The organism is Thiosulfatihalobacter marinus (assembly GCF_016019955.1).
Taxonomy (GTDB): domain Bacteria; phylum Pseudomonadota; class Alphaproteobacteria; order Rhodobacterales; family Rhodobacteraceae; genus Shimia; species Shimia marinus_A.
This window is the reverse complement of sequence record NZ_JAECRZ010000004.1, coordinates 343,596-369,053: the sequence shown is the minus strand read 5'-3', so window position 1 is coordinate 369,053 and position 25,458 is coordinate 343,596. Positions and strand designations below refer to the sequence as shown.

Here is a 25,458-nt window from a genome sequence, read left to right as displayed (position 1 = left end):
CGTTTCGCCATCTCGTATCCCTCCAAAAAGTTCGGGATACACCTTAGCTAACTGTCCGGATTTCCGGGACCACTTCAGTGCAACGGTGGAGGGCGTAATGGCTGATCTATTGCAAGAAATCGAAGAAACCCCGGCAAGCTATCCGGCCACCCCGTCCGGGCTTTCGACCCCGGCGGCGGCGCTTGATGCGGAAATGATCTGGGAACGGATCGAGGCATACACCCGCACCCGCCACACGGCGCGGGAAGTGGTGTGGACTATTGAGGGCGGCGAGGGTGAGGACTGGCAAGCGCCCCTGTCGCCTCTGGGCTTTTACACGGCTGAGAAATGGGAAAGCGGCGCGTGGGTCTCTGTCACACTTGCTGACGGTCCTGTGGGTCTCTGTCTGCCCTCTGACGGTGTGTTCAAGATCACGGCGCAAGTCGGGGCAGGCGATCCGCCTAAAGCGGTCTCTGAGGCGTTCCGGCGCTTGGCTGAATACATGGCCGACGAAACAGACCGCGCGGGCGTGTCCAGCTACAGCGTGAACATGGGCGGGGCTATTCAGGAAACCTATCAGCGCAGCGCGGCACATGCGGCGCGGGCGCTTCAAAACAGCGGGGCGGCTGATCTGTTGCGCCCGTATCGGAGGCAGAAATGATCTGGCCATTCAAACGCAAAATCGAAACCCGGTCTGATACCGGATACACCGCCCAACTGATGCAGGCACGGGCGGCATACATCACCGGCACAAGCGGGCGCGCCGAACTGACGGCAACCGTTCAAGGCGCGGTCACGCTCTGGGAAAACGGCCTGTCTGTCGCTGATGTGAACGGCACCGACCTGTTGACCAAGCGGCTTCTGGCAATCGCGGGGCGGATGCTGGCCTTGCGGGGTGAAGCGCTGTTTTACATCACCGACGATATGCTGATTCCGGTCTCCGATTGGGACTTGTCCACCCGGCTTTCCCGGCCCTCGGCATATCGGCTGACGTTGCCGGATGCAGGCGGCGGCAAGTCCATGACGGCTCTTGCTGGCGAGGTGCTGCACTTTCGGATTGGGGCGGATGCCTCACAGCCTTGGCACGGCACGGCACCTTTGCGACGGGCAAGCCTGTCTGCGGATCTTCTGGAAGTGATCGAGCGCGGGCTGGTCGAGGTCTATGGCGATGCCCCCTTGGGATCGTCTATCGTGCCAATGCCGGAAACGCCGGAAACCGATTTGACCGACATTGCGCGGGGCTTTCGCGGGTCGCGTGGCCGGGTGCTGGTGCGCGAATCGGTGCAAGTGCAGGCGGCGGGTGGACCGGCCCCGGCGCAAGACTGGCGGGCAAACGACCTGACACCCGATCTGCAAAAGGCGATGATGGACAAGACGCTGGATCAAGCGCGCGACCAAATCAACAATGTCTTTGGTATCCTTCCCGGCCTGAGTAATGCCGCAACCACGGGTCCGATGGTGAGAGAATCACAACGCCACCTTGCCCAATGGACTTTGCAGCCGATGGCAGAGGCGATGGCAGAGGAAGCCACGGACAAGCTGGGATCGGCGGTCACGCTGGACGTTATGCGGCCCCTACAGGCGTTCGATAGCGGTGGACGCGCACGGACTGTCACGGCGCTTGTGAAGGCGCTGGCAGAGGCCAAAGAGGCCGGGGTAGATCCCGCGATTGCTTTGAAACTGGTGGATTGGGAATAGCGCTGGCCGCGCGGGGGTTTTTGATAGTCTCCCCGAAAAGCTGGGCTTTAGTCGGTGAGTGGCCCGCTATCAAAAACCCCGACATGGCGCGGTTGCCTTTTTTGAAATTCCTGGCAACGCGGCGCAGCACCGGCACGGTTCACACCGGGGCCGGTGCGCTTACTTCCTGAGTCGCACACCTGCGCCGCCACCATTCTCAGCAATGAACTCAACCCCGGCGACTTCAAGGGCGGTGCGAATGGCCGCGATAGCCTTCTCGGCTGGATAGGGTTTACCTGATCCCTCTGCCCTTTTCACAGTCATAGAGGACACCCCTGCAAGCTCTGCAAGGCCTGCCTGAGACATGTCCAAAATCGCTCTCGCCGCGCGAAGTTGGTCTGATGTGATATTTTTTTCTTGTTCCAATTTGGAACATTCCTTATGTTCTGTTTTGGAACATTACCACAACCGGAGACCAAAACAATGACCAAAGAACGCAATTTTGCGAACGATGAACTGCGCCCAATTCAAGAGTGGGAAAACGACCAGGTGCATGGAGAGGCGATTGCCTGCAAGAAGGTATACGATGTCCACCTTGCCAAGGTTACTGAACTGCGCCAGCGGCAAGAGGCATACGAGACCAGCCTGCCCAAAGACCCGATTGAGGCGATGGCAGAGATCAACCGGACGCTCAAAGACACACGTGAATTTGCAGAGCCTCAGTATGCAGCCCGTGCGGCGCTTGAAATCATACATCAGCTTGCAACCCACGGCGCGCTGGAGGACAGCACCCAATTGAAGGAAGCGATCTATTGGCTTGCCGGTCAGGGACTGGACGGCCTCAAGATCATCGAGGACGGGACGAGTCGCGCGAGAAACATCGCCCAACAGTTTCACCCGAGGCATACCGTTTACCGGGCCTAAGCTAAAACGTGGGGGTTGCCACGCTTTGATAAGCGTGGTATCTCTCACGGTAAGCAGCGAGGTCCGCCCTATGAAGTATTCTGTAAAAATCGTCACACGTGAGTTTTCGCCAAGCGAAGTGGCTATGGTCGCAGGTGTTTCCACCGCCCTTCAACGGGACTGGCGGCGTCGTGGCGTTATCCAAGGGCGCAGCGACGGCTGGAACAAATACGACCTTTCGGACGTCATCAAAATGACAGTGATGCGCGCGTTTACCCAAAGCGGCATTGCGCTCGAAACAGCCGAAGCCCTTTCGGGTATGGCTGTGCTTCCGGTGATTGCAGCGCTCTCGCGCTGGGACGATACCGCCGTGTTTGACGGCGATGAACTCAACCAAGAACAAATGGACCGTATTCGCGGGGGCGCTGTCCGTGGTGCGTCTGAAGACGACCAATTCAGCTTTGTCGCTTTGCCCGAAAAAGATGGCAATCCCGTTGCTGCTCGGATCGACAACCTTGCGAAGGGCGAGCAACTGATGGGGCAGAACAAGAGCTTTCATGGTGTAACTGTCGATCACTACGGCCTGGCGCACCACATCGCGAACACATCCCCCCTGCCGATTATCCGCTATGAGATTGAGGTCAAAGGGGACGATTGATGAAAGCACCCAACATCCTCTTTGCCGGTGACAAGAAAGCTGCTGCGCTTCTTGATATGAAGCCTGCGGAGTTTCGCGGCCTTGTGGCTGACGGTGTTTTGCCAAAGCCTATGGACATTGGCGGCTTTGAGCGTTGGGACGTAGAGCAACTGCAATCCATCGCCCGTGGTGATGGGACTGATGGTGGGCCTATCGAATGGTGAAGAAACGCTACACTTGGCAGAACCCCAAGACCGGCCTTTGGTATTTCCGCAAGCTGAACAACGGAAAGATGATCTATACGCCCATTGAGGCTGAAGAAGGCACTGCTGAATTTGACCGCCGCTATTGGGAAATTCGCCAAGGCAAACACATCACCGCAAAAACGTCTTGGAAGGCTTTAATCGAGGCGATGCGCGAGACAGATAAATGGGCGAACTTCTCTCATCGCTATCGCAAAGACCTTGAGCCGGTCTTTGAATACCTCAAGGAAAAGATCGGCAACCAGGACGTTGCGCGGCTGACCCAAGCTGACATTTACGACGCGATGGAAAAGAACCGCCACCGCGTCCGGTTCGCTAACTACATCCCGACCGCGATTAGCATGTTGTCCAAGCTGGCGATCCGTAAGCGGTGGCGCAAGGACAACCCGGCAATCGACATTGAACCCCTCAAGGTTCCCAAGGCACGCCAGAAACCGCACCTGCCATGGGCAGATTGGGCAGTGGATAAAATGCGTGATCAGGGTGAGCCGCTGCCGTTGCTGATCTTCGAGATCGGCGTGGGAAGCGTCCAGCGTCCGGGTGATTGGGTGGACTTCCAATGGGGCGACTATGACGGGGAAACCCTAAAGCTGCGCCAAAACAAGACCGACAAGCCGCTGCACCTTCCCTGTACTGAGGCGCTCAAAGCCGCGCTGGATCGTGCCAAGGCTGATCTGGGATTCGCGCCGCACCCGTCGCGCCACATCCTGACCCGTGCTGATGGGTCAGCAATGGACTATCACGCGATGGCCCGCGTGATGGTGCGCGAGCGGAAGCGGCTGGGCTTGATGGCCTACGATCAACATGCGCTGCGTTATCGCGGTGTCATGGAATTGGCCTGGGCGGGCTGCACTGACGACGAAATCGCCAGTTTCAGCGGTCACACTTCCAAGGCGATGATTATCAAATATGCAGGGGAGGCGAGGCAGATCACGCGCGCGCGTCAAGCGGCGGCAAAGAGAAAGTGACGGCAGAACAGAACAAGTCCAGAACGAGAAACTGATACCCGAGGTGATACCCAAATGAGTAGACAAGAAGCTAAGTTATTGAAAAGGTTGGAGGCGAGTACCGGAATCGAACCGGTGTACACGGATTTGCAATCCGATCCTTAATGACATCATAGATGAACATGCCGCACCGAAAGTATCTTATTTTATTGATAAAGTAGCAAGAATGTGCGCATGGTTGAACATAGCGAAACCCCTAAACGCACCCGATTTATGTGACTAAAAAGAGACTAAAGTGAAGCTGCGCCTAACTGACATGGCAATCAAGAAGCTGCCGCATCCCGCCCAGGGACAAGTGACACACTGGGATGAGCTGACGCCAGGTTTCGGCCTTAGGTGCTCAACCAAGAGCAAGTCGTTTGTGGTCATGTACGGCGAAAGGCGCCAGCTCAAGACGATAGGTCGCTACCCCAAAATGTCGCTTTCCGACGCGCGGGCGCAAGCCAAGCGTTTTTTTGTCCAGCATCAAGACGGGGCGCACGGAGAACACCAGCACGAAATTTCATTTGATGAGGCAAAAGATCGGTTTCTTGAAGATTGTAGGAACAGGAACAAGCCCCGAACGGTTGCAGACTACACACGACACCTGGACAAGCATTTCCGGTTTGCAGGAAACCTGGGCGATGTAAGTCGCCAGCAAGTTATGAAGGTCGTTTCCGGTCTGTCGAATACGCCTTCGGAGCAATCGCACGCTTATGTTGCCATCCGCACGATGATGAACTGGTGCGTGCGACATGGGCTGGTGGAGCAATCAGTCGTTCCGCAGATCAAACAAGGTACGACTGCGCGAAATCGTGTTTTGAGCGAGGGTGAGCTGAGGAACGTCTTTCTGCGGTCACAAGAAACCCCTTTCCCCTTTGGTCCGATCATGCAGCTTTTGATTCTTACTGGTCAGCGAAGAACAGAGGTCGGGTCACTGCGCCGGACTTGGATAAGCAACGGTTACATTGTGTTTCCTGCCGGGTTCACGAAGAACAAGCGCGAACACCGTTTTCCACTTTCTGGCAGGAGCCAAGAGATCATCGAGGGTCTGCCCGATACCGGAGACCTGCTATTTCCCGCTGCGACGAACAATGAAAAGACCTTCAGTGGTTGGGCGTGGCACAAGGCGCGATTTGATGAGGGCCTAGAAGATGTTGCGCCCTACACATTGCACGATCTACGCCGAACTTTCGCTACCGTTCATGCCAAGATTGGGACACCAATCCACGTTACTGAAAAGCTCTTGAACCACGTCACCGGTACCATCAGTGGTGTGGCGGCAGTCTATAACCAGCACACATACGAAGAAGAAAAGCGAGAGGCGATGGCCCGATTTGATGAATACATCGCCAAATTGATTGAGACCTGATACGCTCGCCCAGCCTAGGCTTTTGTCAACCCTAGGGCATCGCGATGCTCTTCAATCTTGGAGACATCGTGATGAGGATACTTTCAAAGCGCCAGCTCAAGGAGCTGGTCCTCTACTCGCCGCAACACGTCGCGCGGCTGGAAAAGGCAGGCCAATTCCCAAAGCGGGTACAGCTGGGCCCGAACAGAGTGGGATGGGTTGAGAGCGAGGTATTGGACTGGCTTCAGCAACGGCTGGATGGTCGCGAAGAGCCCAAACGACACTCCTGATACAGGAGCCAGGGTGGCCAGGCGTGCACAGCTTGGCCACCCATTCCTTTCGACAGCATTCAATTGCGAGTTGCTAATTGATGCCCACTAAGTCACTTTGCGAATAACGGCACAAAAATATACAATGAAATCATGACAGAAGCACAGAAACAGCGGCTCGAACAGCAACTCTGGAACATCGCTAACGAACTTCGCGGGAAGATGGATGCCGACGAGTTTCGCGACTACATTCTCGGGTTCATTTTTTACAAATACCTATCCGAAAAACAGCACCTCTTCGCCAACAAGCTTCTCGAAACCGAGGACGTGAAGGACTACGCCAAAGTCACTGACAAGGACGACATCGAGGCAATCAAGGAGGAGTCCCTCGAAAAGCTTGGCTATTTCCTGCATCCGGATGAGCTCTTCACGGCAATCAGCGATAAAGGCAACGCTGACACCAAGGGCAAAAGCAACTTCATCCTGGAAGACCTTCAGGCGATCCTCAACTCCATCGAGCAAAGCACGATGGGAACCGACAGTGAGGACGACTTCAACAAGCTGTTCGAGGACTTGGACCTCAACAGCACCAAGCTCGGTCGGAGCGTTCATGCCCGGAACTCGCTGATAGCGCGTGTTCTCAAACACCTCGACAAGATCGACTTCGAGCTCGGCAAAGTCGATGCGGACGTTTTGGGCGATGCCTACGAGTACCTGATTTCGAAGTTTGCTTCTGGTGCGGGTAAGAAAGCTGGTGAGTTCTACACCCCGCAGCAGGTTTCTAAAATCCTGGCCAAGATCGTCACTTTGGACAAGAAACGGATAAAATCAGCCTATGACCCTGCATGTGGGTCTGGTTCTTTGCTTCTGCGTATCGCCAAAGAGGCGGATGTTGGCTCGTTCTACGGCCAAGAGCTCAACCGCACGACCTACAACCTCGCGCGGATGAACATGATTCTGCACGACGTGCATTTTAGCCGGTTCGACATCAAGCAAGAAGACACCCTCGAAGAACCGCAACACCTCGATCAACGGTTCGAGGCAGTGGTCGCAAATCCGCCCTTCTCCGCGAAGTGGAAAGGAGCGAGCAATCCGCTCAACGAAACCGATGAACGATTCAGCCAATACGGAAAGCTTGCCCCGGCGTCTAAAGCCGATTTTGCGTTTGTTCAGCACATGATTTATCAGATGGCCGACAATGGAACTATTGCTGTTGTTCTTCCGCATGGTGCGTTGTTTCGTGGAGCCGCTGAAGGCGTGATCCGTGAATATATCATCAAAGAGTTGAACTACCTGGATGCCGTGATCGGGCTGCCGCCGAACCTTTTCTATGGCACCTCTATCCCCGCATGTATCTTGGTATTCAAGAAATGCCGCGTTCACGATGACAATATTCTTTTTGTTGATGCGAGTGCAGAATTTGAGAAGGCTCCAAATCAAAGCATCTTAACGGATGTCCAAGTTAAAAAAATCATCGATACATACTCGGATCGCAAGGACGTTGAGAAGTATGCTCATGTAGCGTCGCTCGCAGAGGTGGCGGAAAATGACTACAATCTGCACATTCCACGCTATGTCGATACTTTTGAGCCAGAAGAACCGATTGACGTTGAAGCTGTGTCGCGCTCTTTGAGAAATGCCGAACTCCGAATGCACGAGGTCGACAAAACTATTTCAGATCTTTGTTCTGAATTGCGGATTTCTCCGCCTGCCGGGCACAATGTTGAACTTTTAAAGGTTTACAAACACGGCGTAATGCAAAATCTTTTTTCCCGAACTTTGCGGTTCAAAGACGACAACGGTCACGATTTCCCAGAATGGAAGGAAAAGCCGCTTGGTGACGTTTTCGGATGGATTAGAACGAACAGCCTGTCTCGTGAACATCTCACGGACAAGGATGGCACTATCCAGAACATTCACTACGGTGACATTCACAAAAAATTCAAAGCGAATTTCCACCAAGATCAAGAAGAAGTGCCATTCATTGCGCCAAGTGCAAACTTCAGCCCTAGATCCGACGAAGAATTCTGCCGACCCGGTGATGTGGTTATTGCCGATGCTTCCGAAGACTACGCAGACATTGGAAAAGCGATTGAGATCGTGCAAGTTCGCGAAAAAACTCTGGTGGCGGGGCTGCATACATTCATAGCACGCCCAAAAGGTGAGAGTGTTGTACTCGGTTTCTCAGGTTATTTGTTAAGAAGTCCTGCAATGCGCAAACAGATCATTCGGATCGCTCAAGGTATTTCTGTTTTAGGAGTCTCAAAGCGCAATCTTGAAAAACTACTACTCGACATTCCTCATCCCGATGAACAGCGCAAGATAGCAGATTTCCTTTCAGCATTTAACGACGCGGTTGACGAAAAGATTGCGCTTATCTCTGATCGGATGTCAGTTGAAACCGACGCGTGAAGGCTTTTCCCAGACATTGAGTATGAATACACAAACTGAACAACAACTCGAAAACAACCTTGTCGCCCAACTGGAGACCTTGGGGTTTTCGAGGGTCTCGATTCCCGATGAAACGGCCCTTGTCGAAAACCTCAAATCCCAGCTCGAAATCCACAATGGCACCACGCTCAGCGACGCTGAGTTCAAGCAGGTTCTTAACAAGCTGGCCAAGGGCAACATTTTCGAGAAAGCCAAGATCCTGCGCGACAAGATCGACTACAGGCGGGACGATGGCACCACCGGGTATATCGAGCTGATCAATCAGATCCAGTGGTGCAAGAACCAGTACCAGGTGACGCATCAGGTCACCATGACCGGCAAGTACACCAACCGCTATGACGTGACACTGTTGGTCAACGGGTTGCCGCTCGTGCAGATTGAACTCAAGCGCCGTGGTTTAGAGATGAAAGAGGCGTTCAATCAGACCAACCGGTATCACCGGCATTCGTTCTCGGCTGGTTACGGGCTCTTTGGATACATCCAGATTTTCGTGATCTCGAATGGTGTTAACACCAAGTATTACGCCAATAACCCGATCCATAAGCGCGACTTCAAACAGACGTTCTTCTGGGCTGACGTGGACAACAAGAAAATCACGCAGTTGGCCGAATTTGCGGAGGTCTTCTTGGAAAAATGCCAGCTGTCGAAAATGATCACCAAGTACATCGTTCTGAACGAGAGCGACGAAACTTTGATGGCGCTGCGGCCCTACCAGTACTACGCCGTTGAGGCCATCGTCGAGCGGGTCAAAAACACCGAGAAGAATGGGTACATTTGGCACACGACCGGGTCCGGTAAGACGCTCACTTCGTTCAAGACGGCCCAGATCCTCACCCAGTCGCCGAACGTCCACAAAGTGGTGTTTGTCGTCGACCGGAAGGACCTCGACTATCAGACGATCAAAGAGTTCAACAGCTTCAGCCCAGGCAGCATCGACGGCACCAACAATACGCGCAGCCTGGTCAAGCAGTTCACGGACGACACGCCGATCATCGTCACCACTTTGCAGAAGTTGAACACCGCGATCAGCCGACAGAAGCACCTAGAGAGGATGGATGCGCTTAAGGACAAGCGCATGGTGTTCATTTTCGACGAATGCCACCGCAGCCAGTTCGGCGACACGCATCGCCGGATCGTCGAGTACTTTCCGAACGTCCAGATGTTCGGTTTCACCGGCACACCGATCTTCGCACAGAACGCCTCGAAGAACGCACTCGGCAAACGGACCACCAAAGACCTCTTTGGCGACTGCCTGCACAAATATGTCATCACCGATGCGATCCGCGACGAGAACGTCCTGAAGTTCTCGGTCGAGTACATTCGGACGGTGAAGCAGAAGGACGAAATTGCCGATATCGAAGTCGAGGCGATCGACACCGCCGAAGTGATGGAAGCACCGGAGCGGCTGGACAAGGTTTCCGACTACATCATCGCCAACCACGCCAGGAAGACGCACAGCCGCGAATTCACGGCCATTTTCTGCGTCAGCAACGTGAAGACCCTTTGCGCCTATTACGAGCTGCTACGGGCTAAAAAAGACGCAGGAGCGCATAGTTTGCGCGTCGGTACGATCTTCTCCTACCAGGCCAATGAAGATGACCAGGATGTGGCCGGATTCATCGACACCGACATCATTCCTGATGGTGGCGGGGACGCCCCGATCAACAAACACAGCCGCGACAAGCTTGATGAGTACATCGACGACTACAACAGCATGTTCGGCACCAACTTCTCGACTGACAATTTCTATGGTTACTACAAGGATATCGGGAAGCGCGTGAAAGCGAAGCAGCTCGACATTCTGCTGGTCGTGAACATGTTCCTGACCGGCTTCGACAGTAAGCCGCTGAACACGATCTACGTTGACAAGAACCTCAAGTACCACGGCCTTCTTCAGGCGTACTCGCGCACAAACCGAACTCTGGGACAGAAAAAATCTCAAGGCAACGTCGTGTGCTTCCGCAACCTGAAACCGGCCACCGACCAGGCGATCGAGCTCTTCGCCAACAAGGATGCGATCGAAGACATCATCCTTGCCCCGTACGAGGACTACATCAAAAAGTTCCAAGAGGCGGTCGAGAAACTGTTCAAAGTAACCCCTACCGTCGAAAGCGTGGATGACCTTCTCACCGAGGAGGATGAGGCCAGATTCATCCAGGCGTTCCGGGAAGTCATCCGTGTCAAAAACGTGCTGGATTGCTTCACCCAGTTCACCTTCGATGATCTGCCGATTGATGAGCAACTGTTTGCAGATTTCAGGAGCAAGTACCTCGATCTTTATGACAAGGTCCGCAGTGACCACGAGAAGGAAAAGGTGTCGATCCTTGACGATATCGACTTTGAAGTCGAGCTGATCAGCCGCGACAAAATCAACGTCAGCTATATCATTGCCCTTCTGCAAAACATGCGGGATTCCAAACCGGAAGATCAGGCGAAGCAGCGCAAAGCGATCATGGATATCCTGGACACGGAAGCCCAACTGCGCAGCAAGAAAGAACTCATCGCCCGGTTCATTGCTGAGCACTTCCCGAACATCCCAGCCGAGGCCGATGTCAGCGATGAATTTGAAACCTACTGGACCGAGCAAAAACGCCAAGCAATCAAACAGCTTTCAGAGGATGAAGGGTTGGACGCAGAAGGTCTGGAAAAAGTCATTGGAAACTATCTATTCACTGAAAAACCGCCAATGCGGGACGAGGTCATTGGCATCATGGAAACACGCCCAAAGCTCCGTGAACGCGGTAGCATCGCGGAACGCGTGATCGGCAAGATCAAGGATTTTGTTGAGACTTTCATTGACGGTATCGACTAAGAAACAATCGGCTGCGAAGCGCAGCATTGCCTACGAAGGAATGTCGATTATCTGAAACGGTGTTGAACCAATTGAAGCCCAACTGCCTAGTGTCAATCCGGCGCTAACGTTTTTGTAGAGCTGCACCGAATTAACCACCTGGGAAACTATTGCCCTTCCAGCGGGATGTGATCTTGTCCTTAGAATTTCTAGGAAACGTGCCTGACGGGATCTGCTTGTGAACACCCACAAAACAACCATGTTTGCCTTGAGGCCATAGTGCGACTGATGCAACTGACGTTCCAGTACTTCAAGATAATGATCAATCGAACGATCCAGCGATTTTCTTGCAGCTGCGGTTTTGATGGGCTCCGTCCCACGATCGACCTCCAGCATGAACGAACGGAAGCTGCCACCGTAGTCGAGCGCAAACAACTGATCAGGTATCAGTTTGCCGCGCTTCATCGGGATCTCTAGCGTCGCGCCCTGCTTGGCGAGGATCGTGTGCGCTGGGATGTACTGGACACCGCGTCGCGCCGCCGCGATATCGATCGAACTCGTGACACACGACGTCAAAAAGCCATGCCACCAATGGCCTGTCGGACGAACAGTCGGCTCCGCCAGCCCCAGATCAAACAGATGAACTTTCGCTGCCTTGGTCAGATCATAGACGTAAGGATTGAAATCAGAGTTTTCGGTGGCTCGTTGTTGCTGAGGCAACCGAAGAAAACCTCCCGCACGCAGTTTCTGCATCTGCCGAAGGGCCGTGTCTTTGCATCGATGCGTACCACGGGTCAGTTCATAAAGATACTGCGATGATTGGGGGCCGTGACGCTCAATATGTTTGAGCCAGCGAATCTCGCGATTCGTCGGCCTGACGCCAGTTTGAGGCGCTATGTGATGGAATGTTGACCTGCCAAGGCTGTCCGTCTGCGTCATGCCCGGCATACTAGCAGGAATCAGAGCTCCGGAGAACGGGATGTTGGGTCATCATCCTGTTTTTCTTCAAGTTTTTCAGATTCATGGTTCTCCGGTGGTGCGTCATGTTCAGCCTTTTTCCGCAATGGTTCGGCGTAGGTTTCTCGGCTGTGCTCGCGTATATCTGCAATCTCGCTTTTCGACGCTCGCGGCAGGTTTTCCAGCACGAAAAACGGGAAACTGATCGGGACAGCGTTTTTAGTCAGGCCGCGCACATAGGTGGCGAAGGTGCCTTTGGGCTGTTCCTGGATTTTTTCGGCGCTGGATGCCATCTGCCCGGCCAGAGCGCGTGCATCGCGGGCAGAAACGCCACCGGCCAGTTTAATCGATGTGTTGGCTTCAAACGCCTCCTGAAGACCGTTTGAGAGCTGCCCCAGGTATTGATGCGCCATGATCATGCCAACCTTGTATTTCCGAGCCTGACTGAGGATCACGCCGATGTTCTGGTCAAAGTAGTCCTGTGCCTCATCGACATAGACCATCACAGGTAAGCGGTCGTAATCCGGCAATGTGGCGCGTTCCTGAGCGGCTTGGGCAATCAGCGCTATGAAGAAACGACCGAAGATCTCGGTGCCTTGTTCCTTAAGCAAGCTCTTCGACGTGTTGATCAGGATGAGCTTGCCCGCGTTCATTTCCGTAAACATGTCGAACTTCGACTGCGGGTTCGTAAACATCCGCTCGAAGGTCTGATTTTCCAGCACGCCGTAGAGACGGCGGAGTACCTGCGTCTTGGTGTTGGTGAATTCCTTGCTGTCGAATTCGGCTTCAAAGAAACGGCGCGGCGTGCCTTCGAGCTTTTCTATGTGCTCACGGTATTTGTCGGTGCCACCTGGTTCCATCAATTCGCGAAGCGTGTGGATCGTCGCATCCGGGATGTGGAACATCAGCCGGGTGACATAGCGGAAGACAACGCTTTGCTTTGCTGTCATGCCTGCGGACAAGAGCGATCCCAGGACAAAATCATAGAGCTCGATAATCGAGTTGGTCAGCCGCTCGCGTTCCAGATCGTCATAGCGCTCCAGACGTTCCTGGCCGACCGAGAAGAGGTTCAGACTAACTGGGAAGCCGATGTCCTCCGGATCAATCAGCACGATCCGATCGGGCGGCAGAGTCTTCGCCTTCAGGATCGTATTGATGAGATCGCCCTGGCTGTCGATCACGATGACGGATTTATCGTGTCGCTCGACGTCTTTGAGATCCCTGGCAATGAAGTGCTGCAAAGTCTGGGTTTTGCCGTGACCGGACCCGGCAACGATATGCGTGTGTTCGAACCGGCTCTTCTCTGGGATTGTGAATGGCGTGCGCAGTCGGAAGATCTCTTTCAGAACCGTGCCAGACAGGTAGGTATCGACCACATCGTCGCCTTTGTATTCGCGCGGAAAGATCGGTTGCGTTCGGTGGGTCTTCTGAAGATTGGCGTCGAGGCGTTCACGGAGTTTCTTGAAATGGTTGTAATCGTTGTCCTGGAAAAACGGCGAGATCACGTTCTGTACTGCGCTCCCTAGCGGGTGGACGAACTGCGTGACCTCGACCAGAACATCACCATCAATTGGAGGAACAGCCTCAGCAATCGTGCCCAGGCTCTGCGAGATCACATTCAGTGCCGACAACACCATTACCCGGTCGCTGCGGGCCTGACCAACCCGCGCCAGCATGTCCCGGTAGCGCGCGCCTTCAACCGTGTTGCAGAGGGCTGGTGGCGGTGGGATTTCCGGCATCAACCCTTCCTGTGCAAAAAGCTCCTTGCCGATCTCCAGCAACTGGATATTCAGCGCATCCGGCATATCAGGTGGCCAGTGATGCGCGAGTGCGGAATCGACTTCACCTTCGGTCAGATGGACGTTTCCCGCCAAGGCGTGATTGTACAGGAGTTCGGTTTCCTCGCGGGCAAGTCGCTCCAGACGCTTCGGGCTTTCGCGATACATCCGGATGCCGATGTAGAGTGCTGCGCCAATGATCAGGAATGGCGTCACGATGATCGCAAGCGCCAGGAAGCCCGCGACAATCACAAAGGCTGCTGAGCCACTGAAGAGATCATCGAACGCCGAACGTTGCATCAGAACTCAACCACGGTTCGGGTGCCAGTTTCGGCGTTATCGTCGAGCCAGGCTTTCATCTGGTTCAACATCGCCAGAAGATCTTCTTCGTAGATCTTGGATTTCGATGGCGTGGCGCAGAGAAACCGATCGGTCCTGCCATCCATCAGATGTTCGACGCGCAGTTCAAATTTTTCATCACGATCATCCACCCGAGCATTGGCTGGTCGTCGATCAACAAGCTTGGTCTTTAATAGTCCCCTTTGCCGGATGATCTGTTTCTCTTCATGGGTAAAGGCAACGGTTAGATGGACCTCGTAGTACGTCTTCTTCAGAAGGAACCCTTTGCGGATTGTATGATGATCTATTGAAACACGCATCAGGTTAAGCCGGGCAGGCTAATTTTGCATTTTGGGGTGGTGGGTGAAGAAGCGAAAGCGGATGAAGTCATGATGGTAAATGGCCGTTTCTTGTTCTGGTATGTTCAGCAGTTTTCACGAGTGTTTCCCCATACGGAATACCCATAGAGGTTGTGGGTCCGTATGGGGGGGGCGATTAGCTGCGAAAATTCGGGTTTACCCCGAGTTGACGGACGTACTTTTCAGCCGCTTCGCGCGACGAAAACTCCATTCGGCCATAGAGAAACTTACCTCCCTCCTCTTTAATCTTGGTGGCTGGGTCCACCTCAGTTGTGACAGTTGCCGGATCAGTGCTGATCGCTGGTGATGCCTCTGGCATTTCGACGGCAACTTCTTCATCGGCCAAATTCCGATTTGTCCCGGTCGCGACGCCTGGTCCATTAGGTTCTTCCAGCGTTTCCGCTTCGGCATAGCTGCGGGGCGCTGTAGTCCTTCCATCTGTTGACGTCTGCTCAACTGGTATCGGTTGTTTTTCACTTGCCGCTGTTGCCTCCGGTCCAAGTAACATCGAGGAAGGCATTGCGGGTTTGTTTTCGATAGCCGGAGCATCGAGCTTTCTGTCGATCGCAGCGACCGCTTCAAGGTGGCTGGCAAAAACATCCCCAGCAGCACGATAAGAGCCCCCAACACGGATGATCTTGTGACCCCGATGCTCGCCTGGCTCGGCCTTTTTCGGCGAACGTGAAACGCTGGGCTCTTTACGTTCAAAGGAAGCAGTGGGTTGCTGTTCGGTGGCGGATTTCAAAGCGGCAAAAGACTGACTGTCTGCCAGTTGGCGCTTAAGGCTTTGCTTGGAAATTTCCAGCTGTTCTCGGGCCACCTTTAGTGCTTGCTGACCGTACTCGGCGGAATCGACACTTGCCCTCCAGTTCTGAACGGCCCCCACCATAAATAGGCCGAGCAACGAGCCGCTTGCGCCCATCAGAAACAACAGGAACTTCTGACCGTCACTTGCGTATCGCCCGGCACTCCCTGCCAGAATGAAGCCAGCGATGATACCGACAACAACGACGCTCCATCCAATGAATTCTAGAAAGCTAAAAGTCTTTCGCGCGACGTCATATGACCGAAGACGATCTGACATAATCCCATCCCTCCCAATGATTGTTTTTGTTAATTGGCAGCATCTTGCACCAAAAATATGTGCTCACTCAATAGTTGTGTGAGGGGCATGATGTTCAGGCAAAAAAAGCCGCAGCGGTTGCTGCGGCAAATTCTGAAGAACACGAACCTATTTACACTGCTTCGCCTTCGGCGTCGGCTTTTGCGGGTCCTGCCAACGGCTGCAAAAGTCCTGCATCTCGCATCAGAGCCAGAGCTTCAAAGAACACGAGATTGTAGGGTTCCTTGCCCCAAATCGGTGGCTTCTCCGGCACCATGCCTTCAAGGTCTGGAAACTCTTCTGCCAAGCGTTTGGCTTCGTCGTAGACGTTTTGGAATGGGCGCTCTCGGCGCACAACCAAGTTGACGGCTTGCACGTCCTGAGCAACTTCAACGAACGCTTGCAAGATTGGGATCTGAACGCCGCTCTTTTTTCCCGCCGCATCTGGGTTTTCCGAAACGACAACGTCAGGCTGGAACTCTTGTATCCATGCGCGAAGCTGTTTCGCCGCCCCATCAGCGTCCTTGGCCATTTCAGCGGAACCCTCCCAGAAGACCAGATCGCCGCTTTCGACGACCACACATCCGATCCTTTCCGTCCTCGCGGCCACAGCGAGGATCCGTTGGTTTCCGGACTTCATATGATCTCGTTTGCTTCTTCTTCTAATCTGCTCGTCAGGCGTGCGAGTGTGCGCCTTCTCGCAAAGGACCCGGGCCACCCCTTTGGTTCGGAGGGCATCGACTTCAATTTGCTGGCAAGATCCTTGCGGACCTTGCGCAAGGTATCGGCGTAGAAGCTGTCGAAGCTACGTCCATAGATCAATGATAAAGAGCACAACTCACTGACTGTCGGGACGCGCTGTCCAAGCTCAATTTGACTTATAACATTCTTAGAAGACCCGATCAGGTGACCACAGTCAGCCTGGGTCAAGCCGGACTTCTTGCGTGCGACCTTCAGGTCGAAAATGAAATTCTCAAACATGGCGGGTTTGGCTTATCGAATAATGAGGGATAATAGCCGACGTTGCACACACCTGATACCACAGGTGAATCTCGGAAATTTTGAAAACGGGTTTTGCCGTGCGCAGCACTCTCGGAACCGGGCGATGAGTTTGAGTGCGAAAGGGCGAAGCCCGTTTCGCATCTCCCGGTTCCGAGCCCAAGGCGGCAAAACCCGTTTTCAATTCCTAGTAAAGGCATTTTCCTCGATTTCGAGATTTCTCGCCAGTACCGGTCGGTCTCTCTCCCAAGGAATGAAAATGGCCCGTCTCAATTGGACGAGCCATGTTGCAACTTCTTCGATCTGTATGATTAATACTCGCAAGCAAGCATGATCGTCAGGACACGATGGGTCAGGTTCGGGTTGGCTGCATCCGGCGAATGATATTCCAGCTTTTCATCGAAAGGATCGATTTTCCAGAATAGCTTCTGATCATCGATTTCGAACGCGCCGAAGTCATGTTCGCCATGCGGGTCGTTTTCCTCAGAAAACTCATCGAATGCGACTACGGCTTGCCCAGCTTTGGCTAGAAAATCCTCACCCATCGATTTGACGCCGATCGTCACAACGACCGTGGCCTGATCAAGTTGACCGTGCCGAAGCGCGTCATTTAGACGTGCAATCCGCTTTGTCCGAAAGTCCTTGTCGAGCTTCCAGACCGGTGTGTTGGCTTCACCACATTTGTCACAGGCGAAGTCATCAAACACCGTCTTTAGCACCCAGTCACCGGATGCCATGCTCCATTCAGCCCAGGCGTCGCGGACGACATTCATTGCACCACAGTTGCCGCAGGTCGGATATGCGCCGACCATTTCCCAGATTTCGATATCTTTTGGCATTTTGATCTCCTTCCGTGGGGTGGTCGTCCGAACCAATTTCAGACGCACCCTTCGAAAGGAGACAGGAACTGTTCCGCCATCATTGTGAGAGATTGCACATCTCCCGCCTACCACCGGTCATTCCCGAAATTCGGGAATGGTGAGCCGAAGGATTCATTGGTACTTTTGGGAGAAGGGAGCCAAAGGCATCATAGCTGGATGCTTTCTCCTCGGAACAAGCTGACGATCATAGGCCGAGCTCACTATCGCTATGGCGATTTCGCTTTCGGTCAGCGTCAGGACGATCGTTTCATGCACACTTATGTTGTCGGTCAAACCGGCACCGGAAAATCGACACTGCTGATGAACATGGCTATCCAGGACAACGGGCAACGTATTGGTTTTGCACTCGTCGACCCCCACGGGGACTTGGCCGAAACGTTGAGTGGACAAATGGGTGACCAGGCACATGTCTGGAACGTTGCTGATCCGACGTGCCACTTTGGATACAATCCACTGACCAAGACCTCACCGGCGCTGCGACCGCTGATCGCCTCAGGCTTGATTGAAACGCTCAAGAAACAGTGGGCCGATGCCTGGGGCGTGCGCATGGAGCATCTTCTTCGTCACGCCATTCTTGCCTTGCTCGATACTCCCAAGACCGATCTTCGCGATATCATTCAGATCTTCCTGGATCGAGAATTTCGAAAGCAGGTCTTGGTACATGTCCGGGATGAACAAGTTCGGCAGTTCTGGACGGAAGAGTATCCGGCGATGAACTACAAGAATGCGACTGACGGTCTTGCACCGATCGCTAATAAGCTTGGAGCTTTCTTGGCTCATCCCATCGTTCGAAAAGCCATCTGTGAGCCGGAAGAACCGTTGCGATTTAGGCAGATCATGGATCAAGGCCAAATACTGATCGTGAACCTGGCCAAGGGACGGTTAGGGTCAGATATTGCCAATGTTCTTGGAGGTCTAATTGTCTCGGGGGTCACACATGCCGCGTTTTCACGACATGACCTTTCCGAAGCCGAACGACGCCCCTTCTTTCTCTACGTTGACGAGTTTCACTCCTTTACCACGGAGGCCGTGGCTGACCTTCTTTCCGAGACCCGAAAATACAAGCTCGGCGTCATTCTCAGCCAGCAGCACACTGGCCAAAACGACCATCCCGTTTTTGCGTCGGTCATGGGAAACGTCGGTACGATGATCTGTTTTCGCATCGGAGCATCAGATGCACCGCTCTTATCTGCGCAATTGGGAAAGGCAGAGATCCGAGACCTCATAAATCAACCAAATCACCGAGCATTTGTTCGGATGATGATCGATGGGCAGCCCAGCAAGGCTTTCACGATGACAACGTTTCCACCACTAAGGCGCGATCTTAACGACTGACCTGTTCTTTGAACAAACGTGAGTTTCAGTAAGCTTTGGGAATGAACAAGGATGACCACTTACAGCGACATCTCGAACTTTGCCGCCGCATGTACCTGCGCATGTTGGCGGACGGAACCTGGCCCTGGAAGGAGGAGCCGGATTCGACAGATCCCGAGGATATGATAGAGTCCGATGACCCAGACGACGTATGAAGCCATGTTTTGGTTATATCCGGGTGTCCACCCAGAAGCAGGGAGAGGGTGTCTCACTCGAAGCACAAAAAGACGCGATCACGGGCTTTGCGAGTCGTCACGAACTCAACATCATCAAGTGGTTCGAAGAAAAACAGACCGCCGCCAAAGGAGGGCGTCCGAAATTTAACCAGATGCTCCGTCAACTGAAACGTGGTGCCGCCAAGGGCGTGGTCATTCACAAGATCGACCGAGCGGCCCGCAATCCACGAGACTGGGCGATGTTCAGTGAACTGCCAGATATCGGCGTGGATGTTTTTGTCGCCACTGAAAGCCTCGACTTCAACTCGCGCGGCGGACGGCTCACCGCCGACATTCAGGCCGTCATTGCTGCCGACTACATCCGCAACCTACGCGAAGAAACGATCAAGGGCTTGAATGGACGCCTCAAGCAGGGACTCTACCCATTCCGTGCACCGATCGGCTATCTCGACAACGGAAGGGGTCAGCCCAAAACACCCGATCCGAAAAAGGCCCCGCTAATCCGAGAGATGTTCGAACTCTATGCCGGTGGGCAATACTCGCTCCGGAGCCTGCAAGCGGAAATCACCCGACGGGGTCTGCGCAACCTCAATGATCAACCGCTGACACTGCATGGCGTCGAAACCATCCTGAACAACACCTTCTACACTGGGCTGATTACCATTGCCCGAACGGGCGCGACCTACGATGGCACACATGAGCGGATTGTCCCCGCAAAGCTTTTTCAGCGAGTGCAGGATATCAAGGCCGGTCGATCTGGTCCGAAAGTCACCCGACATAACCACCTTTTCCAAGGTTTATTCCGGTGCGGTCTTTGTCAGGGGCCGATGTCACCTGAACGGCAAAAGGGGCGCTGTTATTATCGATGCCAGCGACAAGGGTGTCCTACGGCAACGATGAGAGAAGATCGCCTGGAAGAAGCGATTGTCTATCAGCTGCGAAAGCTTCAACTTGAGCCTGAACTGGCAGATCACCTGGAAGCAGCGTGGATGAGGGAAGGCATTGACCGGGGCACTGAAGACAGGGCGAGCGCTGTCCGGCTCCAGATCGCGGACGAAGAAAAGCGACTTGACCGGCTGACCGACTTGGTCATCGACGGTACCATCGACAACCAGACCTATCGGGAGCGACAGAGATCAGGTCGGCTCCGGTTGACTGAACTTGAAGAAAACCTTGCCAATTTGCCCGACGCAGACGCGATCGAGCAAAACCGCCGTGACTTTCTCGAACTCATGAAAACCCTTTGTTTGCTTTACGAAATGGCCGATCCACCTGAAAAACGGGAAATCGTCGAAAACGCGTTCTCGAACCGAGTCGTTGCTGGAAAAAACGTTGAATTAGAGCCGTATGATTGGCTGACAAGGCACAAATCTATGATCAGTGTCTTGGAATGTGACCCAGAGCGATACACAGATACAGATATGGCCGGTGTCCCCGCGGGGGTTGGAGCGCTTCAGCGGTTGATCGAATATTCTAGGTCCCGGAAGAGCTAAAACGTTTACTGGAGCAGTGCTCTGAAGATCCTGGAGAGACTGGCGGATGGGGGGAATTATGGCATCTGCGCTTGCTGCCTCTGGTTGAGCGACGGATTGTTTGGTAGTGTTTAGAAGATTCCCACTAAGTTGTTATCAGCATGCAAAAAATTGAGTTCAAACTAGAAAATTGCTTCGGTATCGGTAAGTTCAATCACCTTTTCGATTTCTCAAAATCATCAACATTCATAGTGTATGCGCCAAATGGAACGATGAAGTCGTCTTTGGCCCGGACTCTTCGTTTTTTTGCCGACCGAAAGACGGATCCTCCAGGCGACCGATTTTTTCCGGATCGAGTTTCCAAATTCGACCTGATCCTTGATGATCAGCTTACCGAGGATGACGTCAACATCCTGGTCGTTGATCCGGAGCAACCTGACTATGATGCCACTCACAAAATAAGCTCGTTCGTGGCGAGTAAGGAACTGAAGCGTGCGTATGACGCGATTTACGAAGAGCTAGAGAAGAAAAAGACTGAGTTTGTTCGCAAGCTGAAAAGGACATCACAAAGTACTGACTGTGAAAACGAATTCTTTGAAACTTTCCAAAATGATGATCAACAAAATTTCTTCGATTTGTTGACGATGGCTTTTCAAGCACTCGGCGAAGATACCAAGCTTTACAAGTTCAGGTACAACGATGTTTTCGACAAAAAAGGCAACGTAAAGAAGTTCCTTGAGAAAAACCAAGAACATCTGGATCAGTACATTGACTCATACACAGGGCTGCTTCGTGAATCGACGGTGTTCAATAGTTCGGGAAAATCTTTTGGGACATATCAAGCAGATCAAATTATTAAGTCCATCGCCGATAACTCGTTTTTTGAGGCAGGCCACAGAATTGAACTGGCTGGAAACAAGGTCGTGGAGTCCTCTGAGGACCTACAGGAAATTGTTGCCGAAGAGATCAATCGAATTGTTGATGACCCCGAACTAAAGGCAATATTTGACAAGGTTGACAAGGCTATCGGGGCAAATGCCGAGCTTCGCTCGTTCAAAGCATTGATTGAGAAGGAAAACCTTCTTCTTGTTGAGCTCAAGGATTACGAAAAGTTCAGAAAAGATGTTTGGCTTGGTTATCTCATTGAACTGAAGTCCGACCTTCAGGAGATCTGTGAGTTCTACGAGACACAGAAGGAAGAACTCAAAAAGATTTTCGACGAAGCCAAGAAAGAAGTGTCGATTTGGCAGGAGCTAGTCGCGACATTCAACTCTCGATTTTATGTGCCGTTTGAAGTTTCTCTCTCCAACCAAGAGGATGTAATCCTCAAGGAAGATGGAGCAAATTTGGAGTTTGTTTACTCCGATCGAAATCAAGAGTCGGTAAGCTGTGAAAGAAACGCACTTCTAAACACAATCAGCAAAGGCGAACAGCGGGCATTCTATATTCTCCAAGTGCTTTTTGATATTGAATCGCGAAGAAGCAACGCGGCAACCTGTCTTATCGCATTCGACGACATTGCGGACTCTTTCGACTATAAAAACAAGTACGCGATCATCGAATACATCAAGGATCTGCACGAATCCTCGGACTTCAATATCGTAATTCTTACCCACAACTTTGATTTCTACAGGACTGTTGCGTCGCGCCTCTACTTAAGCAGACGACATGCGGTTCTTATGGGAGCGAAGGATGACGATGGCACCGTACAACTTCTTCAGGGACAATACGTGAACGATGCTTTTGAACATCTTTCTGGCCGAGTTTCCGAAGAAAAGGTATTTGTGACGCTGATTCCGTTCCTTAGGAATCTTGTGCAGTATTCGGGACAGGAAGATTCTGACGATTTTCTGAAGCTCACGAAGTGCCTTCACTTGAAGGATGGGTCCGGGGCAATACTGGCCCAGGACGTTGTTCAGATTTGGCGGGATCGGTTTGGCCGATACCAAGCCGAGATCTTTGAATTCGCACAAGAACCCGTCGTAGACATGATATACCGTCTAGCTGACGCGATTGTTTTGGAAGGTGACGCAGCTGACGAAATAGTCCTTGAGAATAAGGTAACATTGGCGATAGCAGTTCGGCTGAAAGCGGAAGGCTTCATGATCGCATCCATCGAAGACTTAGACCTCGATCAGATTGCTAGCAATCAAACCGCTGAGCTACTAAAGCGCTACAAGGACTGCCCGGCATATGACCCTGAAGCAGGCAAAATCTTGAACAAGGTCTCCCTGATGACCCCGGAGAACATTCACCTGAACGCTTTCATGTACGAGCCACTGATTGATATGTCGGTCAGGCATTTGACCGATCTCTATGATGAGGTGAAGACATTGGGAGCCTAGTGGTAAGTGTATGACAAGACTTAAAAACCTATCTCATATCGACTTCGAAGAGCTATGCCGAGACATTCTTGGAGCAGAAACTGGCAAGCGTTTTTCCGCGTTTGGACCAGGCCCAGACGGTGGCGTTGATGGCAGGCACTCAAAAGGAGAAGAAGCCACAGTTCTCCAGTGCAAACACTATGCAGGTTCAACATTTTCAAATCTCAAGGCTTCAGTGAAAAAAGAGATTCCGAAGTTATCGGCCTTGAAGCCAAAACGATACTTGTTGTGCACATCGCACTCGCTCACACCGCAAAAAAGTGATGAAATCGCTGAACTGATTGGTGACTATCTTCAGAGCCCGGAAGATGTTTGGGGCCAAGAAGACCTCGAGGAGGCTATTCGACGCCACCCCGAAATCGAAAAATCTCATATGAAGCTATGGCTGTCGAGTACCGCCGTTTTGGAGCGGATTCTGCATTCCGGATTGGAGACATACACTCAAGCCACAAAGGACGAAATCCTCGGCGATCTCAAAGTTTACGTCCGCAACCCTAGTTTTGATGAGGCTGTGAAAAAACTTGAGCGCGAGAAAATCCTGATAGTCTCAGGCCCACCAGGTGTTGGTAAAACTACATTGGCGCGAATGGTGGCCTATCACTACCTCAACGATGGCTGGAACTTCTATGCGATTAATTCACTGGAAGATGGATTCTCGAAAATCGATGACAGCAAGCCAACGATTTTCTTCTTCGACGACTTTCTTGGACGAATTGAACTGGATCGTCAGTCACTGCTTCAAAGAGACACCGCGTTGGCAACCTTCGTTCGAAGGGTAAGAAACTCAAAAAACGCTCGTTTCATCCTTACTACCCGCGCGCACATTTTCGAAGAAGCACGGAACTTGTCTGATCACGTCGATGACCGAAGGCTACAACTGGCGAAATACTTGCTTGATGTAGGTACTTATACACGGGAGATTAAGTCTCATATTCTGTTTAACCACCTGTCTGTATCCAGCCTAAGTCAGGGTCATTTTGCGTCACTATTGGAAGACGATTGGCTGAAGAAAATAGTGGACCACAAAAACTATAACCCCCGTTTGATCGCCTCTGTATCGAGCGATTGCCTGGATGATGTCGATGCACTCGATTACCCAAAGTACATCTATCACGCACTAGAAAATCCTGATCTAGTCTGGAGTAAGCCATATAGATCTCTAGACATGAGGTCACAGAACCTTCTTGTCGCTCTCTTTTTTGGAAACCAGTTCGGTCAGGAAATCGACGAGCTGAGGGAAAACTACTTAGAGCTACACAGAACAGTCAGCGCTTACTACTCTCAGCCAACAAAACCGGGAGATTTCGAGACAGCGCTTCGAGCGCTTGAATCAGGGTTTATCTCAATCTCTGGTAAAAGGGTGAGCTTTATTAATCCGTCTGTAAGGGATTTTCTGAAAGCTTACCTGACTGAAAGAGAGTACTTGAACTTACTCCCCCAGACGGCTCGACGTGTTGACTGGGCCGCTTCAGTTTGGAGGCACGTCAAGGACTTGCTAAAAACTCACCCTCCAGAGGTTAAGCGGTTTGTGCAACTGTTTAGGGGAGTCGCTAGTCGCATTGAAGAGACGCCATCACAGCGACATATCAAATCCAGCGGCAACTTCTATTCAGTTTCGTCAGATGATCTTTCTCTTTCAGACAGAATTGAACTGCTATTTGATTGGTGGCAGCAGTCCGAGGACGAGTACTTTCTCGATAGATGCCTTGAGGTTCTAGCGTCTGGAAAAGTGGAGCTGGTACCATGGCACGACGGTCGGGCATTTCCTGAGTTGCACTGGCAGGTATCCAACTTTGTAGATTCCGAGTTCGTCCAGAAGGACAAACTCTTGAGGTTGATCGAACAGAGACTTGTTCATGCAATTGAAGGAGGTCTGCCTGTTGATGAAATTCTGTCGGTCGTCGAGGCGGTGGACGAATTTATGGCTGACACGGCTCCCGACGAGGTTACTGAAGCACTCGAAGGTGTCGTTGGATACGAGTTCAGTGAGACCGAAGAGGCCATAAGTCACCTCAACACGGAAAGCGAGCTTTCCGAACACATGGAACACCTTGAACAGCTGGCAAAGGTGACAGGTATTAATCCAGATTCTGCGCTTCAGGTCGTGTCGGAGAAACTGGTTCAGTACGAACAGCCTGACTACGATGAGCATCGGGGAAGCTTCACCCGTCCACAGCAAAGCCAGCGTGCTGAGTTCAGCGATGACGCCTTGGTTAGCCTGTTCTCAAACTTGGTGGAGCAGTGAACTTATCAACCGCACGAGTTGAAGTCCTTGCGGGGCAGAGACTGGCGATGAAACAAATTTCCACAGTCTAATCAATCCCTATCGA

At 52.5% G+C, this 25,458-nt stretch carries 22 protein-coding genes; 14 read left to right on the top strand and 8 right to left on the bottom strand.

Going from position 1 to position 25,458, the window contains the following annotated elements:
• Window positions 1-97 precede the first annotated feature (97 nt).
• Both I3253_RS08975 and I3253_RS08970 read left to right on the top strand, forming a co-directional pair.
• On the top strand, window positions 98-640 hold the full coding sequence (locus tag I3253_RS08975) for a hypothetical protein (RefSeq protein WP_197917310.1): 543 nt from the start codon (window positions 98-100) through the stop codon (window positions 638-640).
• Window positions 637-1,677 carry a phage portal family protein gene (locus I3253_RS08970; protein ID WP_197917309.1) on the top strand — a complete coding sequence of 347 codons (1,041 nt, stop codon included), beginning with the start codon at window positions 637-639 and terminating at the stop codon, window positions 1,675-1,677. The genes I3253_RS08975 and I3253_RS08970 overlap by 4 nt, the downstream gene beginning before the upstream one ends.
• 159 nt (window positions 1,678-1,836) lie before the next feature.
• On the opposite strand, the gene I3253_RS08965 is transcribed toward I3253_RS08970, so the two are convergent.
• Window positions 1,837-2,082, bottom strand: coding sequence for a helix-turn-helix domain-containing protein (locus I3253_RS08965; protein ID WP_232236871.1), 246 nt, complete (start codon window positions 2,080-2,082; stop codon window positions 1,837-1,839).
• Window positions 2,083-2,139: 57 nt separating this feature from the next.
• On the opposite strand from I3253_RS08965, the gene I3253_RS08960 reads away from it, so the two are divergent.
• The 8 genes from I3253_RS08960 (at window position 2,140) to I3253_RS08925 (ending at window position 11,328) form a co-directional block, all read left to right on the top strand.
• Window positions 2,140-2,580: a hypothetical protein gene (locus tag I3253_RS08960; protein WP_197917308.1), complete on the top strand. Its 441-nt coding sequence runs from the start codon at window positions 2,140-2,142 to the stop codon at window positions 2,578-2,580.
• Window positions 2,581-2,650: 70 nt separating this feature from the next.
• Window positions 2,651-3,217: a MerR family transcriptional regulator gene (locus I3253_RS08955; protein WP_197917307.1), complete on the top strand. Its 567-nt coding sequence runs from the start codon at window positions 2,651-2,653 to the stop codon at window positions 3,215-3,217.
• A complete protein-coding gene (locus I3253_RS08950) occupies window positions 3,217-3,420 on the top strand; it encodes a hypothetical protein (RefSeq protein ID WP_197917306.1) in 204 nt (67 codons plus the stop codon). The genes I3253_RS08955 and I3253_RS08950 overlap by 1 nt, the downstream gene beginning before the upstream one ends.
• Window positions 3,414-4,427, top strand: a complete 1,014-nt coding sequence (locus I3253_RS08945; RefSeq protein WP_197917305.1) for a tyrosine-type recombinase/integrase — start codon at window positions 3,414-3,416, stop codon at window positions 4,425-4,427. The genes I3253_RS08950 and I3253_RS08945 overlap by 7 nt, the downstream gene beginning before the upstream one ends.
• Window positions 4,428-4,701: 274 nt before the next feature.
• On the top strand, window positions 4,702-5,817 hold the full coding sequence (locus I3253_RS08940) for a tyrosine-type recombinase/integrase (protein ID WP_197917304.1): 1,116 nt from the start codon (window positions 4,702-4,704) through the stop codon (window positions 5,815-5,817).
• A gap of 71 nt (window positions 5,818-5,888) precedes the next feature.
• Window positions 5,889-6,086: a helix-turn-helix transcriptional regulator gene (locus I3253_RS08935; protein WP_197917303.1), complete on the top strand. Its 198-nt coding sequence runs from the start codon at window positions 5,889-5,891 to the stop codon at window positions 6,084-6,086.
• Window positions 6,087-6,218: 132 nt separating this feature from the next.
• Window positions 6,219-8,477, top strand: coding sequence for a type I restriction-modification system subunit M (locus I3253_RS08930; protein WP_197917302.1), 2,259 nt, complete (start codon window positions 6,219-6,221; stop codon window positions 8,475-8,477).
• Window positions 8,461-11,328, top strand: coding sequence for a type I restriction endonuclease subunit R (locus I3253_RS08925; protein WP_232272132.1), 2,868 nt, complete (start codon window positions 8,461-8,463; stop codon window positions 11,326-11,328). Before I3253_RS08930 ends, I3253_RS08925 begins: the two co-directional genes overlap by 17 nt.
• A 30-nt stretch (window positions 11,329-11,358) precedes the next feature.
• On the opposite strand, the gene I3253_RS08920 is transcribed toward I3253_RS08925, so the two are convergent.
• The 7 genes from I3253_RS08920 to I3253_RS08890 form a co-directional block, all read right to left on the bottom strand.
• On the bottom strand, window positions 11,359-12,246 hold the full coding sequence (locus I3253_RS08920) for a replication-relaxation family protein (protein WP_197917301.1): 888 nt from the start codon (window positions 12,244-12,246) through the stop codon (window positions 11,359-11,361).
• A 20-nt stretch (window positions 12,247-12,266) separates the two neighbouring features.
• Window positions 12,267-14,342 (bottom strand): type IV secretory system conjugative DNA transfer family protein, encoded by a 2,076-nt coding sequence (locus I3253_RS08915; protein WP_232272131.1) that lies wholly within the window; start codon window positions 14,340-14,342, stop codon window positions 12,267-12,269.
• The gene (locus tag I3253_RS08910; protein WP_197917300.1) at window positions 14,342-14,701 is read right to left on the bottom strand and encodes a hypothetical protein; all 360 of its coding nucleotides are present in this window, start codon (window positions 14,699-14,701) and stop codon (window positions 14,342-14,344) included. Before I3253_RS08910 ends, I3253_RS08915 begins: the two co-directional genes overlap by 1 nt.
• Window positions 14,702-14,876: 175 nt before the next feature.
• Window positions 14,877-15,824 carry a hypothetical protein gene (locus tag I3253_RS08905; protein WP_197917299.1) on the bottom strand — a complete coding sequence of 316 codons (948 nt, stop codon included), beginning with the start codon at window positions 15,822-15,824 and terminating at the stop codon, window positions 14,877-14,879.
• Window positions 15,825-15,975: 151 nt separating this feature from the next.
• On the bottom strand, window positions 15,976-16,422 hold the full coding sequence (locus tag I3253_RS08900; RefSeq protein ID WP_197917298.1) for a hypothetical protein: 447 nt from the start codon (window positions 16,420-16,422) through the stop codon (window positions 15,976-15,978).
• Window positions 16,423-16,478: 56 nt separating this feature from the next.
• Window positions 16,479-16,823: a helix-turn-helix domain-containing protein gene (locus I3253_RS08895; RefSeq protein WP_197917297.1), complete on the bottom strand. Its 345-nt coding sequence runs from the start codon at window positions 16,821-16,823 to the stop codon at window positions 16,479-16,481.
• 329 nt (window positions 16,824-17,152) lie between these two features.
• Window positions 17,153-17,680 (bottom strand): DUF3768 domain-containing protein, encoded by a 528-nt coding sequence (locus tag I3253_RS08890; RefSeq protein ID WP_232272130.1) that lies wholly within the window; start codon window positions 17,678-17,680, stop codon window positions 17,153-17,155.
• Between the two features lie 291 nt (window positions 17,681-17,971).
• On the opposite strand from I3253_RS08890, the gene I3253_RS08885 reads away from it, so the two are divergent.
• The 4 genes from I3253_RS08885 to I3253_RS08870 all read left to right on the top strand — a co-directional run bounded on the left by I3253_RS08885 (window position 17,972) and on the right by I3253_RS08870 (window position 25,373).
• Entirely contained in the window at window positions 17,972-19,057 is a 1,086-nt protein-coding gene (locus tag I3253_RS08885) for a type IV secretory system conjugative DNA transfer family protein (RefSeq protein WP_232272129.1), read from the top strand.
• Between the two features lie 190 nt (window positions 19,058-19,247).
• The gene (locus I3253_RS08880) at window positions 19,248-20,765 is read left to right on the top strand and encodes a recombinase family protein (RefSeq protein WP_232272128.1); all 1,518 of its coding nucleotides are present in this window, start codon (window positions 19,248-19,250) and stop codon (window positions 20,763-20,765) included.
• A 263-nt stretch (window positions 20,766-21,028) separates the two neighbouring features.
• A complete protein-coding gene (locus I3253_RS08875; RefSeq protein ID WP_197917294.1) occupies window positions 21,029-23,089 on the top strand; it encodes a hypothetical protein in 2,061 nt (686 codons plus the stop codon).
• A 10-nt stretch (window positions 23,090-23,099) separates the two neighbouring features.
• Window positions 23,100-25,373: an ATP-binding protein gene (locus I3253_RS08870; RefSeq protein ID WP_197917293.1), complete on the top strand. Its 2,274-nt coding sequence runs from the start codon at window positions 23,100-23,102 to the stop codon at window positions 25,371-25,373.
• Window positions 25,374-25,458: the final 85 nt, after the last annotated feature.

What these genes read in the sequence shown, in the direction of transcription:
- I3253_RS08975 (WP_197917310.1), top strand. Translation starts at nt 98, where the DNA reads ATGGCTGATCTATTGCAAGAAATCGAAGAAACCCCGGCAAGCTATCCG.
- I3253_RS08970 (WP_197917309.1), top strand. Translation starts at nt 637, where the DNA reads ATGATCTGGCCATTCAAACGCAAAATCGAAACCCGGTCTGATACCGGA.
- I3253_RS08960 (WP_197917308.1), top strand. Translation starts at nt 2,140, where the DNA reads ATGACCAAAGAACGCAATTTTGCGAACGATGAACTGCGCCCAATTCAA.
- I3253_RS08955 (WP_197917307.1), top strand. Translation starts at nt 2,651, where the DNA reads ATGAAGTATTCTGTAAAAATCGTCACACGTGAGTTTTCGCCAAGCGAA.
- I3253_RS08950 (WP_197917306.1), top strand. Translation starts at nt 3,217, where the DNA reads ATGAAAGCACCCAACATCCTCTTTGCCGGTGACAAGAAAGCTGCTGCG.
- I3253_RS08945 (WP_197917305.1), top strand. Translation starts at nt 3,414, where the DNA reads ATGGTGAAGAAACGCTACACTTGGCAGAACCCCAAGACCGGCCTTTGG.
- I3253_RS08935 (WP_197917303.1), top strand. Translation starts at nt 5,889, where the DNA reads ATGAGGATACTTTCAAAGCGCCAGCTCAAGGAGCTGGTCCTCTACTCG.
- I3253_RS08930 (WP_197917302.1), top strand. Translation starts at nt 6,219, where the DNA reads ATGACAGAAGCACAGAAACAGCGGCTCGAACAGCAACTCTGGAACATC.
- I3253_RS08920 (WP_197917301.1), bottom strand. Translation starts at nt 12,246, where the DNA reads ATGACGCAGACGGACAGCCTTGGCAGGTCAACATTCCATCACATAGCG.
- I3253_RS08915 (WP_232272131.1), bottom strand. Translation starts at nt 14,342, where the DNA reads ATGCAACGTTCGGCGTTCGATGATCTCTTCAGTGGCTCAGCAGCCTTT.
- I3253_RS08910 (WP_197917300.1), bottom strand. Translation starts at nt 14,701, where the DNA reads ATGCGTGTTTCAATAGATCATCATACAATCCGCAAAGGGTTCCTTCTG.
- I3253_RS08905 (WP_197917299.1), bottom strand. Translation starts at nt 15,824, where the DNA reads ATGTCAGATCGTCTTCGGTCATATGACGTCGCGCGAAAGACTTTTAGC.
- I3253_RS08895 (WP_197917297.1), bottom strand. Translation starts at nt 16,823, where the DNA reads ATGTTTGAGAATTTCATTTTCGACCTGAAGGTCGCACGCAAGAAGTCC.
- I3253_RS08890 (WP_232272130.1), bottom strand. Translation starts at nt 17,680, where the DNA reads ATGCCAAAAGATATCGAAATCTGGGAAATGGTCGGCGCATATCCGACC.
- I3253_RS08885 (WP_232272129.1), top strand. Translation starts at nt 17,972, where the DNA reads ATGCACACTTATGTTGTCGGTCAAACCGGCACCGGAAAATCGACACTG.
- I3253_RS08880 (WP_232272128.1), top strand. Translation starts at nt 19,248, where the DNA reads ATGAAGCCATGTTTTGGTTATATCCGGGTGTCCACCCAGAAGCAGGGA.
- I3253_RS08870 (WP_197917293.1), top strand. Translation starts at nt 23,100, where the DNA reads ATGACAAGACTTAAAAACCTATCTCATATCGACTTCGAAGAGCTATGC.